The sequence below is a fragment of the Mycobacterium sp. IDUB_5 genome, assembly GCF_055419565.1.
The window spans coordinates 394,859-411,026 of the sequence record NZ_JBVAXX010000006.1; the positions used below are offsets into that span (position 1 = coordinate 394,859).

At 68.1% G+C, this 16,168-nt stretch carries 16 protein-coding genes; 5 read left to right on the forward strand and 11 right to left on the reverse strand.

Annotated features, from left to right (window positions below):
• Positions 1-8: 8 nt before the first annotated feature.
• Together ACZY1G_RS21910 and ACZY1G_RS21915 are read right to left on the reverse strand one after the other, a co-directional pair.
• Positions 9-1,424 (reverse strand): carboxylesterase/lipase family protein, encoded by a 1,416-nt coding sequence (locus ACZY1G_RS21910; protein ID WP_463816778.1) that lies wholly within the window; start codon positions 1,422-1,424, stop codon positions 9-11.
• A complete protein-coding gene (locus ACZY1G_RS21915; protein ID WP_463823593.1) occupies positions 1,417-2,325 on the reverse strand; it encodes an MBL fold metallo-hydrolase in 909 nt (302 codons plus the stop codon). The genes ACZY1G_RS21910 and ACZY1G_RS21915 overlap by 8 nt, the downstream gene beginning before the upstream one ends.
• A 102-nt stretch (positions 2,326-2,427) precedes the next feature.
• Between ACZY1G_RS21915 and ACZY1G_RS21920 the strand changes: the two genes are divergently transcribed.
• The gene (locus ACZY1G_RS21920) at positions 2,428-3,324 is read left to right on the forward strand and encodes a helix-turn-helix domain-containing protein (RefSeq protein ID WP_463823594.1); all 897 of its coding nucleotides are present in this window, start codon (positions 2,428-2,430) and stop codon (positions 3,322-3,324) included.
• Here ACZY1G_RS21920 and ACZY1G_RS21925 read toward each other — a convergent pair.
• Both ACZY1G_RS21925 and ACZY1G_RS21930 read right to left on the reverse strand, forming a co-directional pair.
• Positions 3,269-4,672, reverse strand: coding sequence for an APC family permease (locus tag ACZY1G_RS21925; protein WP_463823595.1), 1,404 nt, complete (start codon positions 4,670-4,672; stop codon positions 3,269-3,271). The two genes, ACZY1G_RS21920 and ACZY1G_RS21925, sit on opposite strands and share 56 nt — an antisense overlap.
• Positions 4,669-5,574: a proline iminopeptidase-family hydrolase gene (locus tag ACZY1G_RS21930; RefSeq protein WP_463823596.1), complete on the reverse strand. Its 906-nt coding sequence runs from the start codon at positions 5,572-5,574 to the stop codon at positions 4,669-4,671. The genes ACZY1G_RS21925 and ACZY1G_RS21930 overlap by 4 nt, the downstream gene beginning before the upstream one ends.
• 85 nt (positions 5,575-5,659) lie before the next feature.
• Between ACZY1G_RS21930 and ACZY1G_RS21935 the strand changes: the two genes are divergently transcribed.
• From ACZY1G_RS21935 to ACZY1G_RS21950, 4 genes are read left to right on the forward strand one after another with little or no spacing between them, the layout of a single operon-like run.
• The gene (locus ACZY1G_RS21935) at positions 5,660-6,436 is read left to right on the forward strand and encodes a FadR/GntR family transcriptional regulator (RefSeq protein ID WP_463816773.1); all 777 of its coding nucleotides are present in this window, start codon (positions 5,660-5,662) and stop codon (positions 6,434-6,436) included.
• Between the two features lie 19 nt (positions 6,437-6,455).
• A complete protein-coding gene (gene thyX / locus ACZY1G_RS21940; protein ID WP_463816772.1) occupies positions 6,456-7,208 on the forward strand; it encodes an FAD-dependent thymidylate synthase in 753 nt (250 codons plus the stop codon).
• Positions 7,209-7,233: 25 nt separating this feature from the next.
• Positions 7,234-8,136, forward strand: coding sequence for a 4-hydroxy-tetrahydrodipicolinate synthase (dapA, locus tag ACZY1G_RS21945; protein WP_463823597.1), 903 nt, complete (start codon positions 7,234-7,236; stop codon positions 8,134-8,136).
• Positions 8,137-8,147: 11 nt separating this feature from the next.
• The gene (locus tag ACZY1G_RS21950) at positions 8,148-9,824 is read left to right on the forward strand and encodes a ribonuclease J (protein ID WP_463816770.1); all 1,677 of its coding nucleotides are present in this window, start codon (positions 8,148-8,150) and stop codon (positions 9,822-9,824) included.
• A gap of 17 nt (positions 9,825-9,841) precedes the next feature.
• On the opposite strand, the gene ACZY1G_RS21955 is transcribed toward ACZY1G_RS21950, so the two are convergent.
• The 7 genes from ACZY1G_RS21955 to ACZY1G_RS21985 form a co-directional block, all read right to left on the reverse strand.
• The gene (locus ACZY1G_RS21955; protein ID WP_463823598.1) at positions 9,842-10,819 is read right to left on the reverse strand and encodes an ornithine cyclodeaminase family protein; all 978 of its coding nucleotides are present in this window, start codon (positions 10,817-10,819) and stop codon (positions 9,842-9,844) included.
• A 6-nt stretch (positions 10,820-10,825) separates the two neighbouring features.
• On the reverse strand, positions 10,826-11,743 hold the full coding sequence (locus ACZY1G_RS21960; RefSeq protein WP_463816768.1) for an ABC transporter substrate-binding protein: 918 nt from the start codon (positions 11,741-11,743) through the stop codon (positions 10,826-10,828).
• Positions 11,744-11,792: 49 nt separating this feature from the next.
• Complete coding sequence (locus tag ACZY1G_RS21965; protein ID WP_463816767.1) at positions 11,793-13,241, reverse strand: MFS transporter; 1,449 nt, start codon at positions 13,239-13,241, stop codon at positions 11,793-11,795.
• 205 nt (positions 13,242-13,446) lie between these two features.
• Positions 13,447-14,064 carry a GntR family transcriptional regulator gene (locus ACZY1G_RS21970; RefSeq protein WP_463816766.1) on the reverse strand — a complete coding sequence of 206 codons (618 nt, stop codon included), beginning with the start codon at positions 14,062-14,064 and terminating at the stop codon, positions 13,447-13,449.
• A 94-nt stretch (positions 14,065-14,158) separates the two neighbouring features.
• Positions 14,159-15,031, reverse strand: a complete 873-nt coding sequence (locus ACZY1G_RS21975; RefSeq protein WP_463823599.1) for an SAM-dependent methyltransferase — start codon at positions 15,029-15,031, stop codon at positions 14,159-14,161.
• Entirely contained in the window at positions 15,028-15,840 is an 813-nt protein-coding gene (locus tag ACZY1G_RS21980; RefSeq protein ID WP_463816764.1) for a mycofactocin-coupled SDR family oxidoreductase, read from the reverse strand. The genes ACZY1G_RS21975 and ACZY1G_RS21980 overlap by 4 nt, the downstream gene beginning before the upstream one ends.
• 2 nt (positions 15,841-15,842) lie before the next feature.
• On the reverse strand, positions 15,843-16,157 hold the full coding sequence (locus tag ACZY1G_RS21985; protein WP_463823600.1) for a putative quinol monooxygenase: 315 nt from the start codon (positions 16,155-16,157) through the stop codon (positions 15,843-15,845).
• Positions 16,158-16,168: the final 11 nt, after the last annotated feature.

The following is a 16,168-nucleotide window of genomic DNA, read 5'->3' on the forward strand; positions in this document are numbered from 1 at the left end:
GGGCGGGATCACCCGGTGAACTCATGGGTCGCCCACGATGTCCACCCCGGTGTGCCAGAGGACGCGTACCGAACCCAGGCGCCGTGCATCTCGGCGGCGAGAGCCGACGGCGCAGCGGCGGGCCCGAGGAGGCCGGCGACCCCGTGCAGCACCGGCTCGTCGGTGTGGTCGAACACGAAAGGCAGCTCGACCGTGTGAGCGGCACCGAGGCGACCGTCGAGCGCCCCGGAGCGCCAGGCGAATCGATACCGATGCAGGGACGCCTCTCTCCGGCTCTCGTGTGCCTCGGCCAGTCGGGCGCTTCCGTCGACGAAGAGCGCGTCACCCATCATGATCGCTCGGAGTGTGCCCCACCCCGCGTCAGGGTGATGGCTCCGGTAGCGCGCGACCGCACCGCCGGGGTCCGCCTGGCAGCGCGCGGCCAGCGCTATGAGGTCCTGCTCGGTCGAGTCGTCGAGTGCTCCCTCCGGCGCCAGATACAGGTTGCCTTCCTCGGCGTTGGTGCCGATGAGAAGCGGGATCGCGGAGCCGTGTCCGTCGGCCAGCGAGTCCGCGGGTTGGCGGTCGAGGACGACGCTGCACGGGCTGAGCCCCAGCAGCGGGTCGAGGTGTTCGGGAGTGCGCAGGTCGACTCCGGTCAGCGCGACCGTGAGATCTGCGAGGTCGCGATCGGACAGTGCGGCGAGAGTGCCCAGACTCGCAGGCGCACCCAGACATGGGCCGGCGCGATGGGTGACGCGGGCGGCCTGGTCCGAGGTGAAAGCTCCAGTTCCGTTGCCGCTCTGCATGATCGCCCGCCGAATCAGCGTCGCGGTGTCGCCGATGGTGAGTAGCGCGCCGACGAGCGTGGCACCCGCCGACTGGCCGAACAGGGTCACGTTCTCCGCATCCCCGCCGAACGCCGCGATGTTGACTCTCACCCACTGCAGGGCCGCCAGCACGTCCAGAAGTCCGCGGTTGCGGGGTGCCCCCGGAATGTCGAGGAATCCGATGACGCCGAGCCGATACGTGACGGTCACCAGCACCACGCCGTCGCGCGCGAAGGCGGCGCCGTCGTACAGCGGCGAACGCGTGCAGCCGGACACGAACCCGCCGCCGTGCACGAACACCATCACCGGGCACCCGTCGGCATCCGGCGGCGCCCAGATGTTCACCGTCAGGTACTCGGGGTCACCTGTTCGGACCTCACCGAAAAACGGCGACATGTCGAGGGAACCGAAGCCGTCGCGCGGCTTCTGCGGTGCCGCCGGTCCGTGGTCGAGCGCGTCACGCACCCCGGTCCAGCCGGCATGTGGCGCAGGCGCGGCGAACCGTGCGGGCCCGACGGGCGCTGCGGCGAAGGGGACACCGAGGAACACCGAGCCGCTCGGCCCGCGTCGGCCCCGGACGATGCCGGACGCGGTGTCGACGAGGGTCTCACACATCGGTGACTCGCGGGAATGCCGCCCACTCTACGATCTCGAATCCGGTTCCCCGATGGCGTATCTCGGCCGCGCCATGACCTCCGAGATGGGCGGGGAACACCAGCGTCGCCGTATCGGCCGCGTGACCGAGCACCCTGCGACGGGTGGCCCTGGCCTGCTGCGGGTCCTCGCAGAAGCAGCTGTTGACGTCGGGATGGAGGAACTGCAGCGGGTTGTGCAGCAGATCGCCGACGAATACCGCCCTGTCAGAACCGGAACTCAGCGTCAGCAGTGATGAGCCCGGGGTGTGGCCCGGAGCCAGGTCCAGGCGGAGATTGGCGTCGATGTCGAGGTGACCGTCCCAGAGCTCGACGAGGCCGGCGCGGTCGACCGGCGCCACACTGTCCTCGAACACGAGGCGCGCGACATCACTGAGGCGAGACGTGTTGCCGTTGACCGGATTCCAGAAGTCGAAGTCGGCACGCGACATCAGGTAGGTGGCGTTGGGGAAGGTCGGTACCCATTCGTCGTTGTCCAGCCGGGTGTTCCAGCCCACGTGATCGTTGTGCAGGTGGGTGTTGACGACCACGTCGACATCCTCGGGCCGTACGCCGGCCCGCTCGAGATTGGTCAGGTACTGGGTGTGCCTGTGGTGCCAGACCGACCCGGGGCGTTCTCTCCCGTTGCCCGCTCCGGTGTCGATCAGCACCGTCTTGCCGTCGCTGCGCAGCACCCAGGTCTGCAATGCGTTGACGCACATGTTCGAACCGGGATCGTAGAAGTCGGGCGTCAGCAACTCCCGATGGTCGACCCAGTCCTGTGGCCGGCTGTCCGGGAAGAAGACGTCCGGAGACAGTTCGACCGATCCGAAGTACTCCATGACACGGGTGACCGTGACGTCACCCAAGCGAATTTCGTTCACCCTTGCAGCGTCGGCCGGCCGTCACCCGGGCCGCCAGACCGGATCATGCCTACCACTGGCAGGGTCAGGCGACGTCGCCGGAACAAAGCGCAAGATGGAGACATGAGTAGCTCGACCCTCGGTGAGTTCCTGCGGGCCAAACGCGCGCAACTGGATCCACGCGAGGCCGGCGTGACGATGGTGGGCGGACGTCGCCGCGTCGCGGGGCTACGCCGTGAGGAACTGGCGCAGCTGGCGGGGGTCAGCGTGTCGTACTACACCCGGCTCGAACAGGGCCAGTCCGTCAACGCCTCGGACGCGGTGCTCGACGCGATCGCCAGGGCCCTTCGGCTCGACGAGCACGAATCCCGCCACCTGCACACCCTGGCGAAGGTGCGTCCGCGCCGCGCGAGCCGACCCGCCAGTGAGCGCGTGGACCCGCTGACGCTCGACCTGCTGCGCTCCCTCGACGCCGTGCCCGCGCTGGTGGTGGGGACGCGCCTGGACGTGCTGGCGTGGAACCCGCTGGCGCACGCGCTGCTCGCCGGCCACATCGACCGCGCATCCGTCGACCGTCCCGCGGACCGGCCGAACCTGGCCAGGCTGCTGTTCCTCGACGGCCACACCCGCGAGCTCTACGTCGACTGGCCCCGCAAGGCGCGCGCCGTGGTGGGCGCCCTCCGGCTTGCCGCCGGCCGTCATCCCGACGATCCCGCCCTGGCCGCGCTGATCGGTGAGCTGTCGATGAAGAGTCCCGATTTCGTGACCCTGTGGCGCGATCACCGCGTGAAGCCCTGCGAAGCAGACTCCTACGAGCTCCGGCATCCCGTGCTGGGCTCGTTGACCGTGACGCAGCACAACCTGGTGGTCGCACGGTCGGAGGGACAGTCGGTGTGCATCGTCACAGCGGCACCGGGATCGGCATCGGCGGACACCCTGGCGATGCTGGCCGGCCTGGCCCAGGTCAACGCGTCGCCGCGGGCGCCTCGGCCGCGTGATCCTCGGACGGCCCTGTGCTGACGCCGCGCATCCTGTTCACCACGTAGACCACCGCGCCGATCGCCAACCACACGACGCCGCCGATCTTGGCCAGCGAATCGGCGTTGAACAGCACGTAGGCGATGATCACGAAACCCAGTGCCGGCACCACGAGATGCAGCAGATAGTTCTTCGATTTCTGGCGGCCCAGGTAGTACCACGCCACCGAGATGTGCAGCAGACAGAACGCGAACAGCGCGCCGAAGTTGACCAGAGACGAGATCAGCGCGATCTGGCCGACGAAGAACAGCACCAGCACGATCGACAGCGCGCTGACCGTCAGGATGGCCGCGATCGGCACCTGCCGCGAGCTGATCTTCGACAGGAAGTGGGGGAGTTGCCGGTCGCGGCTCATCGAGAACAGCAGCCGGCTGGTGGCGGCTTGGGCGGCCATCGCGTTGGCGAAGCCGACGGCGAGCACGTTCACGACGAAGAACGCGTTCATCCAGCCGGTCGACGACGCCGCCTGCACCAGGTTGAAGAAGGCGTTGCCGACCTCGTCATCGGGGAACGCCTCGCGGCCGCCGGCGAGCAGGCTGGCCAGCCACGTCTGCACGATGAACAGGAACGCCACGATGAACAGCGCGCCGACCATCGCCTTACCGGCCGGATTGCGGGTGCCCGTGGACTCCTCGGCCAGGGTCGAGATCCCGTCGAAGCCGAGGAAACTGAGCACCGCGATGGACAGTGCCGCGGCCAGCAGAGGTGCGCTGACGGTCTCCGGATTCCAGATGGGGCTCACGCTCCACCCGACGTCGGGCAGGCTGCCGCCGCTGATCGCACGCACCGCGATCACGACGAACACCACCACGAACACGAGCTCGATCGCGAGGAACACCCGGTTGGCCATCTTCAGCGAGTCGACACCCAGCAGGTTGATCGCGGTGTTGACGAGCACGAACAGGATCGCCCACATCCACCGCGGCGTGTCCGGGAACAGCCCGATCATCGACTCCGCGGCGAACACGTACAGCAGCGTGGGCACCAGCAGGTAGTCCAGTAGCATTGCCCAGCCTGCGAAAAAGCCTGCGCCGGGATGGATTCCGCGGCCCACGTAGGAGAACACGGACCCGGCCAGCGGGAACGACTTGGCCATCTGCGCGTAGGCGATCGCGGTGAAGATCATCGCGACCAGGCCGACCGCGTAGACCAGGGGCACCATGCCCGAGGAGCTGTTGTAGACGGTGCCGAAGATCGCCCATGGCGCGATCGGCACCATGAACACCAGCCCGTAGACCAGCAGGTCGAAGGTCGACACCGAACGGTGCAGTTCCTGCTTGTACCCGAAGGACTCCAGCGTGCGCTGTGTGGCGGGTTCGGTCTCGGTCATGGGGTGTCCTCGTGCTCGGCGAGGAAGGCCGCGATGACGGCGCGGAATTCCTCGGGTTTTTCCAGATGGCTGCAGTGGCTGCATTCGGCGAAGACATGTCCGCGCGCGTCGGGGATGTGATCGACGTAGGGCTGCCAGGTGGCCGGTGTGGCCTCGTCGAACTCCCCGGCGACCACCAGCGTCGGCACCGCGATGTCGGGCAGGCGGTCGACGATCGTCCAGTCCCGCAGGGTGCCGACGACGTGAAACTCGTTGGGCCCGTTCATCGTGTGATAGACGGTGGGTTCGGCCTCCATCTGCGCCTCGCTGTCGAGGAAGTCCTGGGGGAACGGCTCCGTCCGGCAGACGTGGCGGCGATAGAACTCCATCGTCGCGGCCAGGTACTCCGGGTCGGTGACCGTGCCGGCCGCTTCGTGCCGGTCGAGAGCATCCTGGGTCTGCGGCGGCAGCTGCGCCCGCAGTTCTGTCGCGCCCTGCACCCAGAGTTCCATCGACGCAGGGGAATTGCAGATCGCCAGCGAGGCCAGGCCGGCGGGGCGGCGTACCGCGATCTCGGCGCCGAGCATGCCGCCCCAGGACTGGCCGAGCAGATGGTAGCGCTCGATCCCGAGAGCGCTTGCCACGGTGTGGAATTCGTCGACGAACAGTGCCGGCGTCCAGAATTCGCGGGGCGCGTCCGGCAGGTGCGTGGAATTACCGCACCCCACCTGGTCGTAGTGGATGACCACCCGGCCGGTCTCGTCGGCGAGCCCGGCGATGTTGGCCACGTAGTTGTGCGCCATGCCCGGTCCACCGTGGAGGACGAAAAGCGGTAGGGCACCGGGTGTCACGGTGTCCGGTGTGGTGATCTTCACCCAGGTCTGGTAGTCGCGGAACGGGACCAGACGGGTGTCGCGCTGCATCGCATCAGCATGAACCTTGCAAAGGTCTCGCCGCAAGACCAATCTGACGATTTAACATGTCGGTGACGAGAAGGGGATTCCGCTGATGGGGCACAACGGATCACCCGCGGGTGAGGCGCCGGCCGGCGTGCTGCACCGACAACTGGACTCTTCGTCGCGCGTCGACGAGGTTGCCGACCGACTGATCACCGCGATCGCGATCGGCGAGTACCTTCCTGGTGCGCGGCTGCCCGGCGAACGAGATCTGGCGGCATACCTGGGCGCCGGTCGGATGACCGTGCGCGCGGCGCTGGCCCGGCTGGTCGATCGCGGGCTGCTCGAGACGCGCCGCGGTCGGGGCGGCGGATCGTTCGTCCGCCAGCAGTGGCCGGAGTCGTCCACCGAGGCCGTCGGGCGCACGTTGGCGGGCCGTCTCGACGACCTGCGTGTGCACTGCGACGCGGTGTGCCGCCTCCAGGGCGCGGTGTGCCGGGCTGCTGCCGAATCCCGCACCGACGCCGACATCGCCGTGCTGGCGAGGCGACTCGAGGAGTACCGCACCGCGCAGACGGGGTTGGAAGCCCAGCAGGCGGACAGCCGTCTGCACGCGGCGATCTCGGACGCGGCGCACAACGACGTGCTCGCGGGCGTGCTCAACGACCTCAAGGCGCGGGTGAGCATCGGAGCACCCGCCCACCTGTGGGGTGAACCCGACACCATGCGCGCCGTCGAGGAGCGGGCGCTCCACGAGCACGAACTCATCGTCGCCGCGATCACCGACGGCCGCGCCGATGACGCCGACGCGTTGGCCCGCGCCCACGGCACGATCGACTTCGGGCACATCATGACCGCGATGCGCCGCGCCGGCGTGCCCACCGAGTGAGAGCCGATAGGCTGCGCCGGTGGCCGAGATCGCGCCGCTGCGCGTGCAGCTGATCGCCAAGACGGAATTCACCGCGCCGCCCGACGTCGACTGGAGCACCGACGCCGACGGCGGTGCGGCGCTGGTCGAGTTCGCCGGCCGGGCCTGCTACCAGAGCTGGTCCAAGCCCAACCCGAAGACCGCGACCAACGCCGCGTACGTGCAGCACATCATCGACGTCGGACACTTCTCGGTGCTCGAACACGCCTCGGTGTCCTTCTACATCACCGGGATCTCCCGCTCGTGCACCCACGAGCTGATCCGCCACCGGCACTTCTCCTACTCGCAGCTTTCCCAGCGCTACGTGCCCGAAGGCGACGTCGCGGTGGTGGCGCCCCCCGGTGTCGACGGCGACCCCGAGCTGACCCGGATCGTCGCCGAGGCCGCCGATGCCAGCCGGGCCGCCTACGTCGAGCTGCTCGCCCGGCTCGAGGAGAGATTCGCCGACGTGCCGAACGCCACGCTGCGGCGCAAGCAGGCCCGCCAGGCCGCCCGTGCCGTGCTGCCCAACGCGACCGAGACCCGCATCGTCGTCACCGGCAACTACCGGGCGTGGCGGCATTTCATCGCGATGCGCGCCAGCGAACACGCCGACGTCGAGATCCGGCGCCTGGCCGTGGAGTGCCTGCGCCAGCTCGCCGACACGGCGCCCGCGGTGTTCGCCGACTTCGATATCACCGTGCTCGCCGACGGCAGTGAGGTCGCGACCAGCCCGTTGGCCACGGAGGGCTGAGGCGAGGAGGGTAATCTTGGTGCCCGTGAGCACCAGCGCCTTCGACGTCACCGCCCGGTTGGGCACCCTGTTGACGGCCATGGTCACTCCGTTCAAGCCCGACGGCTCGCTGGATGTCGAGACCGCGAAGCGCCTGGCCATCCACCTCGTCGACGCCGGCTGCGACGGCCTCGTCGTCTCCGGAACCACCGGCGAATCGCCGACCACCACCGACGCCGAGAAGATCGCGTTGCTGGGGGCCGTGCTCGAGGCCGTCGGCGACCGCGCCCGCGTCGTCGCCGGAGCGGGCACCTACGACACCGCCCACAGCGTCGGGCTCGCCAAGGCTTCGGCCGCCGAAGGCGCACACGGACTGCTCGTCGTCACCCCGTACTACTCGCGCCCACCGCAGGAGGGGCTGCTCGCGCACTTCCGCACCGTCGCCGACGCGACGGACCTGCCGGTCATCCTCTACGACATTCCGCCGCGGTCGGTCGTGCCGATCGAGTGGGACACCATCCGGGCCCTGGGCGAGCATCCGAACATCGTCGCGATCAAGGACGCCAAGGGCGACCTGCCCGGCGGCGCTCAGATCATCGCCGAGACCGGGCTGGCCTACTACTCCGGTGACGATGCACTGAACCTGCCCTGGCTGGCGATGGGGGCCGTCGGCTTCATCAGCGTGTGGGGCCATGTCGCCGCAGGGCAGCTGCGAGACATGTTGTCCGCCTTCGCTTCCGGTGATGTGGCGACCGCACGCAAGATCAACGGGTCGCTGGCGCCGCTGTCGGCTGCGCAACACCGGCTCGGCGGCGTCACGCTGTCGAAGGCGGCGCTGCAGCTGCAGGGCTTCGACGTCGGTGACCCGCGACTGCCGCAGGTGCCGGCCACCGCCGACCAACTCGAGGCACTGGCTGCGGACCTGCGGGCCGCCGCGGTGCTCCGGTAGCGGGCCCGCCGGTGGAATCCGAACTCGTCGCACCGGGTCCGTTGACCGCTGGTGCCCTGCGGGTGACCGCACTGGGCGGCATCAACGAAATCGGCCGCAACATGACCACGTTCGAGCATCTCGGTCGGCTGTTGATCGTGGACTGCGGCGTGCTGTTCCCCACCCATGACGAACCGGGTGTCGACCTCATCCTGCCGGATCTGCGGCTCGTCGGCGGCCGGCTCGACGACGTCGAGGCGCTCGTCGTCACCCACGGTCACGAGGACCACATCGGCGCGATTCCGTACTTGCTGAAGATGCGCGCCGACATCCCGATCGTCGGCTCGAAGTTCACCCTCGCGCTGGTGGCCGAGAAGTGCCGCGAGCACCGGCTGTCGCCCAAGCTGGTCGAGGTCGCCGAAGGGCAGCGTTCCACCCACGGCGTCTTCGAATGTCAGTACTTCGCCGTCAATCACTCCGTTCCCGGGTGTCTGGCCGTGGCCATCCACACCGGCGCGGGCACGGTGCTGCACACCGGTGACATCAAGCTCGATCAGCTCCCGCTCGACGGCCGCCCGACAGACCTGCCCGGCATGTCCCGTCTCGGCGACGCCGGCGTCGACCTGTTCCTGTGCGACTCCACCAACGCCGAGATCCCCGGAGTGGGACCGTCCGAAAGTGAGATCGGGCCGGCGCTGCACCGCCTCATCCGCGGTGCGGACGGGCGTGTCATCGTCGCGTGCTTCGCCTCCAACGTCGACCGCGTGCAGCAGATCATCGATGCCGCGGTCTCCCTCGGCCGGAAAGTCTCGTTCGTCGGCCGGTCGATGGTGCGCAACATGGGCATCGCCCGCGACCTCGGCTACCTCACCGTCGCCGACGACGACGTCCTCGACATCGGTGCCGCGGAGATGATGCCGGCCGACCGTGTCGTGCTGATCACCACCGGCACCCAGGGGGAGCCGATGGCGGCGCTGTCGCGCATGTCGCGCGGCGAGCATCGCAGCATCACGCTGACCGCCGGCGACCTGGTGATCCTGTCCTCGTCGCTGATCCCCGGCAACGAGGAGGCGGTGTACGGGGTGATCGACTCGCTGGCCAAGATCGGGGCCCGCGTGGTCACGAATCGTCAAGCCCGCGTGCACGTTTCGGGCCACGCCTACGCCGGCGAGCTGTTGTTTCTCTACAACGGGGTGCGCCCGCGAAACGTGATGCCCGTGCACGGCACGTGGCGGATGCTGCGCGCCAACGCCGCGCTGGCAGCGAGCACCGGCGTCGACGAGGAGAACATCGTCATCGCCGAAAACGGGGTCAGCGTCGACCTGTCGGCGGGCCGCGTCGCAATCGCCGGCGCCGTCGCGGTCGGCAAGATGTTCGTCGACGGTCTCGTCACCGGCGATGTCGGCGACGCGACCCTGGGCGAGCGGCTCATCCTGTCGTCCGGCTTCATCGCGGTGACGGTCGTGGTGCGCCGCGGCACCGGTCAGGCGGTGGGGCCTGCCCACCTGTCCTCGCGCGGTTTCTCCGAAGATCCCAAAGCGCTCGAGCCCGTCGCCCGTCGCGTGCAGGCGGAGCTGGAGAACCTTGCCGGGCAGCACGTCACCGATCCGGCGCGCATCGCCCAGGCGGTGCGACGCATCGTGGGCAAGTGGGTGGGTGAGACCTACCGTCGCCAGCCGATGATCGTGCCGACCGTCATCGAGGTCTAGCGGGCCTGCAGCCCGAGCTACGACGCCAAGTCGATGCACGTACCGCGGCCGAGCTCGCGGGCGCGGGCGACGACGAGTTCGGCAGTGGCAAGGTCCTGCAACCCCATGCCGACCGACTCGAACAGCGTGATGTCCTCGGGTGACGTTCGGCCGAGGGCGGCCCCGGTGATGACGTCACCGAGCTCTGTGCGGGCGTCGTCGGCGGTGATGGCGCCGTCGGCAAGGGCGAGGAGAACCCCGCCGGACTTCGACATCACGTTGGCGTGGCTGTCGACGACGAGGCGCGACCGCGCCATGGCGCGTGAATCCACTTCGCGATGATCCGGTCGGGGCGGTGCGCCGACCGCGTTGACGTGCTGCCCGGACCGCAGCCACTCTCCGAAGACGACGGGCTCACGCGAGGGTGTCAGGGTGCAGACTATGTCGGCCTCGGCCACGACCGTCTGGGCTGACGCTGTCCTGGTGACGGGGATGCCGAGGTCGCCGGTCGCGGCGAGGAACGCATCTACCGTGGTGCCGCTGCGGCTCCACACGACGATCCTCTCGATGTCCCTGATCGCGGCGATGGCGTGGGCGTGTTCGACGGCGAGGTTGCCTGCGCCGACGAGCCCGAGCACAGATGCAGAGTCAGTCGCCAGGTGCGCGGTGGCCACCGCGCTGGTTGCCGCCGTGCGGATGGCCGTGATCGCGCGGCCGTCGAGCAGGGCGATGCACTCGCCGGTGAGTGCCGAGCTGATCACGATCGTGGAGCGTTGACCGGGCAGTCCGCGGGTCACGTTGCCCGGCAGATCGCACAGCACCTTGACCGAGACCGAAGCCGTGCTGGCCGTGACCATCGGAACCGCCGACCCCCGCTCGGGGAGGTGCAGAGATCGCGGCGCCGGGTTCTCCCACTGACCGCGGGACAGCGCTCCGTGGGCGCTCTCCACGGCGTCGCGAATGTCGTTCCGGTCGAGCAGGTCGGCGATGTCGGAGTGCGTCAGGACGAGGACCACGGCGAATCAGGCTGTGACCGCAAGAAAGTCGACCGCGTCGACGATGCGGGTGTCGACGACGTCGTCGAACGCAGGTATCGAGCGAACCATGCTCTCCTGGAACAGGATACGCAACCACCGTTCAGTAGCCGACCGGTCGATGCGGGTGGTGGCCCAGGTCGCAGAGTGAAGCATCCGGCCACATGCACGCTCCAGGACCTCCGACGGTGCGGACGGCCAGTGCTCGCGCAGCAGTGGCGCAAGATCGTCGACGGTCACGGACTTCAGCAGTTGCATCGACTGGCTCAGAGCGGAGGTGAAGAGCACCAATCGGTCGGCGAGTTCCTCCATCCGCTCCGAGCGGCAGTAGTACACGCTGTTGGGGCCCAATCCGCCCTTGGCGACGTAGTCGTCAGCGATGAACCCGGTTCCTCTGTGCTGCAATGCTTCTGCATTGGTGTGGTCCAGCACGATGGCCTCGCCGAGTCCGGCTTCGAACAGCTCGACGAACATCGGTGTCGACAGATCGCGCAGAAACGTGATCGAGGCGGGATCGACGCCCGCTTCGCGAATGAGGCCGGCAGTGAACGCGTAGGGCGCGCTGCCGCCGATGCCTGGTGCGAGCACGGTGTGCCCGATCAAGTCGGACCAGGCGAACTCCGGCCGGGGTGCTCGCGTCACCAGAGCTTTCGGGAACTGGTGGTTGACCTGGGCGAAAACCGACAGCTCGCGGGAGGTGCCCACGTACATCGCCGGTACCCAGAGACCGCCGAGTGCGATGTCCGCAGCGCCACTGTCGAGATCGTCGAGTACGCCGGTCCACGGATCCTTCGCTGTCGCGGTGACGGCGAGACCGTGATCGGCGAACAATCCGATGCGCTCTGCGTAGTACTGCGGAAGATAGTTCAGTCCGTGGGCGGTCGCGGAAATGTTCAGTGTCAGCATGTTTCGTTCTTTCTGGTGGTGACGGAAGGAGAACTCGAGCCTCGTGTTTTCAGGCAGCGTGCGCGAGTACAGGCTTTTCGGTGACGGCTTCCAGTGGCTGGCCGAACGTTTCCGGACCGAAGCGCGCTGCAGCGACCAGCAGCGCGTACATGACGGCGATCATCGCGAACACCCCGGCCACGCCGGCGCGGTCGAAGAAGAACAACGCTGCGAAGGGCATGACTGCCCCGGCGACGTTGCCGATACCATTCACGACCGATGTGCCCATGGCCCGTACCGACGTGGGGAACAGCTCCGGCGACCAGACCGAGAGCATGGTGTTGAGCATCATCGTGAAGAACTGAAAGATCATGCCGAGCACCAGGATCAGCGCGGTCGAATGGGCGAAGGATGCGAAGCAGATGGCCGAGATGCATCCGAGAACGGCGGCGACGGTGACGGTGAGCCGTCGCGGTGCCTTGCCGGCCAGATACGAGGCAGCGCAGGCGCCGAACAGCGACCCGATGTTCATGATCATGGTGAACGCCAGCGAATCCGCCAATGAGTATCCGCGGGACACCAGCAGGATGGGCATCAGGAACAACAGTGTCACCTGAGCCCCGAACGACATCCACGAGGCCGCCCCGATCGCAGCGGTACGCCGCAGGTTCTGCCCTTTGAACACCTCGGCGTAGCTGCTCTTCACCGTTGCCGGGATGTCGGTTTCGGTGACGAATTGTTGTGTGCGGCCCGGCTTTCGGAGTGCGGCGACGCTTCCGCTGGCCAGCCGCGTGAGGCTCTGGTTCGCCTCGTCGACGCGGCCCTTGGACAGCAGGAACCGGGGCGACTCGGGTAGGTAGCGCCGGAAAAAGACCACGAGCACCGCTGGGACGGCGAGGATCACGTACGTCCACCGCCATGATGTGTCGTTGCCACCGAGTACGCCGTTGAGCGGGCCGAGGACCAGCCAGAAGAAGCCGAACGAGGCGATGTTGCCGATACCCCCCGAGGAGATGTTGAGCGTCGCGAGCAGGGAGCCGCGGTGCCGGGTGGCGACGATCTCGGCGAGCATCGCCAGGCCGACGGTGAATTCGCCGCCCAGTCCGATGCCGACGATGAAGCGGCTCGCCAAAAGCATCTCGTAGTTCACCGCAACGGCGCTGATCAGGCCGCCGAGGGTGTACACGAGCAGGTTCAGGCTCAGGGCGGTGCGCCGACCCCATCGGTCGGCCAGGTATCCACCGATCAGCCGACCGGCCAGTCCGCCGAGCACGGTGGCGGTGTTGATCATCGTGAGTTCGGCGTTGCCGATCCCGAAAGTCTCCTTCAGCAAGGGTCCCATCGCGCCGGTGGAGTTCTGTTCCAGGGAGTCGAAGAACAGCCCTGCCATCAGCAGCAAGATCAGCGCAGCTTGGACGCGGCCGAAGCCGATGCGATCCAGCGCAGCGGTCAACCCCGGCGATGCTGCGGGGTCGGACGTGGTGACGCCAGTGGTGGCGTCGGTACGGGCAAGGGACATGGCGGGCTCCGGAAGGGTTCGTCGGCACCGGCACTGATCGTGCGGGTGAGCCGACTCCGCGTCGTCCCTGACTGAAGCCGTGCTGATCAGTTTGTATACGACAGATGTTACGTCACCATTTCTGAACAGGCCATATCGATTACAGCGAAGAAAACTCCGCTCGAATCGTAATACAATACGACCTGTGCGCAGCGCCTGCGCCTGGCTACTCGTGGCTGAACTTCTCCGCGAAATACTGCTCGTCGCGGCGGAGATGCTCGTCCATCAGGTAGCCCGCCTGCACGATGGAGCCGTCCAGGATCGCCACGGCCAGCACTCGGTGGTCGCTGACCGATGTATGAGGGTTGTGGCCCAGACCCCACTGGACGCGACGGTTGATGTTGGCCAGCATCTCCTCGAGCTGCCGGTTTCCCGACGCTGCCGCCACCAACTGGTGGAACGGCGGTCCATCGGTCTGTGGTTCCTGGGAGCGCTCCTCGGCAATGGCGGCCAACTGGTCGGCAACCTCGCCTCCCTGGTTCCCCGCGGCCAACTGTGCCGACAGCACTTCGAGTCCGCGGCGAATCTGCAGCAGCTCGCGGCTGTCTTGGATCAGTGTCTCGGACACCGCCGCGCCGCGATAGCGCACGATGGTGACGAAGCCCTCGGACTGCAAGCGGCTCAGTGCCTCGCGCACCGGAACACGAGACACGCCGTAGCGCTTCGCGATTGCCTCTTCGACCAGACGCTCGCCCCCGACGAGACGCCCGGCCAGAATCTCCTCGCGCAACGCGTGAGCGATCGCATCGCCCGTCGATTCCACCCGCGCGACAGGCTCAGCCATCGCCGACTCCGCAGCTCATCTGCTCAACTGCCACAAGGCTCACCGCACGAAGGTACCCGGAAACACCGGCCCCGCAGTCGGAGTGGACGGCCGGTCAGCGCTGGGCGACCGCTGTCCACTCGATCGGGGACGCCGCCAGCGCGCGGCCGGTGGGGCGGATGTAGAGGTCGCGGTAGTAGCTGGGGCCCGCCTGCTCGACCAGCTGCCACCCCAGCTCGGCCAACCATTCGCCGACCTGTTCGGGGACCAACCCGGTGCGCCACACCGGACGTCGCCCGCAGAACCGCCGATGCAGAGACGCTGCGCCGTAGAGGTTGGTCCCGTCGAGGAAGTCCTGCCGTATGTAGCTGAACACGAGTCGACTGCCCGGACCTGCCGTCCCGAGCGCGGCGAACGTGGTGCGCACGGCATCGGGGGAGAGGTACTGGGTCACCCCTTCGACGATGAAGAACGTGCGCCGCGACGCGTCGTATCCGGCCGAGCGCAGTGCGGCGAGAAGGTCGTCGCTTTCGAGATCGGCGGCCACCAGGTGCACCGAGGCGGGCGTGCCGCCCAGCACTCGCTGCAGGACCGCGGCTTTGCGCTCGATGTTCACCGCCTGGTCGACCTCGTACACCGGCAGGTCGCTGTGCCGGGCGATGCGGCATCCGCGGGTGTCGAGGCCGGCGCCGAGGACGACGACGGCATCGGTCTCGTTGAGGGGATCGGAGAGTCGCTCGTCGATGAGCCGCTTACGGCACGCGATGCTCGACCACAGGCCCGGTCCACTGCGCTGCACGGCCGCCATCGCGGCATGGCGCACCGGCGCCACGCGAGTTGCCGCCGCCAGCGCGCGCAGCCGAGCGGGCAGGAACGCCTCTGCCAGATCGTCGTCGACGAGCCGCCGCTGCGGCGGCTCGTTCTGCTCGATCGCCGAGAGCACCATCGGGCCGAACGCCGTCTGCGCGGCGGGATTGCCGCCGGTCATCGCTTGTTGACGAACCCGGCGTCGACGGGCAGCGCGACGCCGGTGACGTAACGCGCGGCATCGGAGACAAGCCAGTACACCGCGTTGGCGATGTCCTCGGCCTCCAGTGCCCGCACCGGCAGGGCGTTACCCATGTCCGGACCGTCCTCGCCGGCCAGGCCGTCGAGCCATGACTTGGTGAACTCGTTGTCGATCATCGGGGTGTTCACGCCGGCAGGATGGATCGAATTGACCCGAATGCTGTATGCGGCAAGGAAATTGGCGTATGCCCGCATCAGGCCCACCATGCCGTGCTTGGCCGCGGTGTAGCCGACTGCTCCCGCGATCGGCGCGCCGACACCGACGAGCCCGGCCACCGAACTGGTGAGCACGATCGAGCCGCCGTTGCCGTACTTGATCATCGGCTTCATCGCGACGTCGACAGTGTGATAGGCGCCGGTGAGGTTGACATCGATGACGTCCTGCCACGCCTGCGCTGCGGTCATCGGCGCGATACCGGCGTTGGCGACCACGATGTCGAGCCGCTCACCGAGGCGCTCGGTGCCCTCGCGCACGGCTGCCTTGAGCGCGTCGCGATCCCGGACGTCGGTCTCCGAGGCCACGATTTGCGCACCCGTCTTCTCGACGAGCGCCACCGTCTCCGCCAGATCGTCGGGGGTGGCCAGCGGATAGGGCACCGACTCGATCTGTGCGCACAGGTCGAGGGCGATGATGTCGGCGCCCGCCGAGGCGAGCTTCACCGCATGCGCCCGGCCCTGCCCGCGCGCGGCGCCGGTGATCAACGCGACCTTGCCGCTGAGTTCACCCATGGCTAGGGCCGAAGCTGTCCCTTGGCGGGGTCGCCGGCGACCACGGGCGCGAGCATCTTGATGTCGGGCGCGCCGTCGAGATGCTCGCCGATCGTGCCGAACAGGGTGCCGACCGCCGGCGCGGTGCTGTGGGTCTTGAGTGCGTCCGCGTCGGCCCACTGCTCGACGAACACGAAGGTGCCGTCTGCCTCGTGCAGGGCGTACAGCTCGCAGCCCGGTTCGTCGTGCACGGCCTCGATCGCCTTCTTGCAGGCTTCGCGGACGGCGTCCACCGAATCGGGCTTGGCGGTCATGGTCGCGACGACGACGACAGGCATAGGTGACTCCT

What these genes read in the sequence shown, in the direction of transcription:
- ACZY1G_RS21985 (WP_463823600.1), bottom strand. Translation starts at nt 16,157, where the DNA reads ATGCCTGTCGTCGTCGTCGCGACCATGACCGCCAAGCCCGATTCGGTG.
- ACZY1G_RS21965 (WP_463816767.1), bottom strand. Translation starts at nt 13,241, where the DNA reads ATGTCCCTTGCCCGTACCGACGCCACCACTGGCGTCACCACGTCCGAC.
- ACZY1G_RS21930 (WP_463823596.1), bottom strand. Translation starts at nt 5,574, where the DNA reads ATGCAGCGCGACACCCGTCTGGTCCCGTTCCGCGACTACCAGACCTGG.
- ACZY1G_RS21980 (WP_463816764.1), bottom strand. Translation starts at nt 15,840, where the DNA reads ATGGGTGAACTCAGCGGCAAGGTCGCGTTGATCACCGGCGCCGCGCGC.
- ACZY1G_RS21975 (WP_463823599.1), bottom strand. Translation starts at nt 15,031, where the DNA reads ATGACCGGCGGCAATCCCGCCGCGCAGACGGCGTTCGGCCCGATGGTG.
- ACZY1G_RS21920 (WP_463823594.1), top strand. Translation starts at nt 2,428, where the DNA reads ATGAGTAGCTCGACCCTCGGTGAGTTCCTGCGGGCCAAACGCGCGCAA.
- ACZY1G_RS21960 (WP_463816768.1), bottom strand. Translation starts at nt 11,743, where the DNA reads ATGCTGACACTGAACATTTCCGCGACCGCCCACGGACTGAACTATCTT.
- ACZY1G_RS21925 (WP_463823595.1), bottom strand. Translation starts at nt 4,672, where the DNA reads ATGACCGAGACCGAACCCGCCACACAGCGCACGCTGGAGTCCTTCGGG.
- ACZY1G_RS21935 (WP_463816773.1), top strand. Translation starts at nt 5,660, where the DNA reads ATGGGGCACAACGGATCACCCGCGGGTGAGGCGCCGGCCGGCGTGCTG.
- ACZY1G_RS21910 (WP_463816778.1), bottom strand. Translation starts at nt 1,424, where the DNA reads ATGTGTGAGACCCTCGTCGACACCGCGTCCGGCATCGTCCGGGGCCGA.
- ACZY1G_RS21970 (WP_463816766.1), bottom strand. Translation starts at nt 14,064, where the DNA reads ATGGCTGAGCCTGTCGCGCGGGTGGAATCGACGGGCGATGCGATCGCT.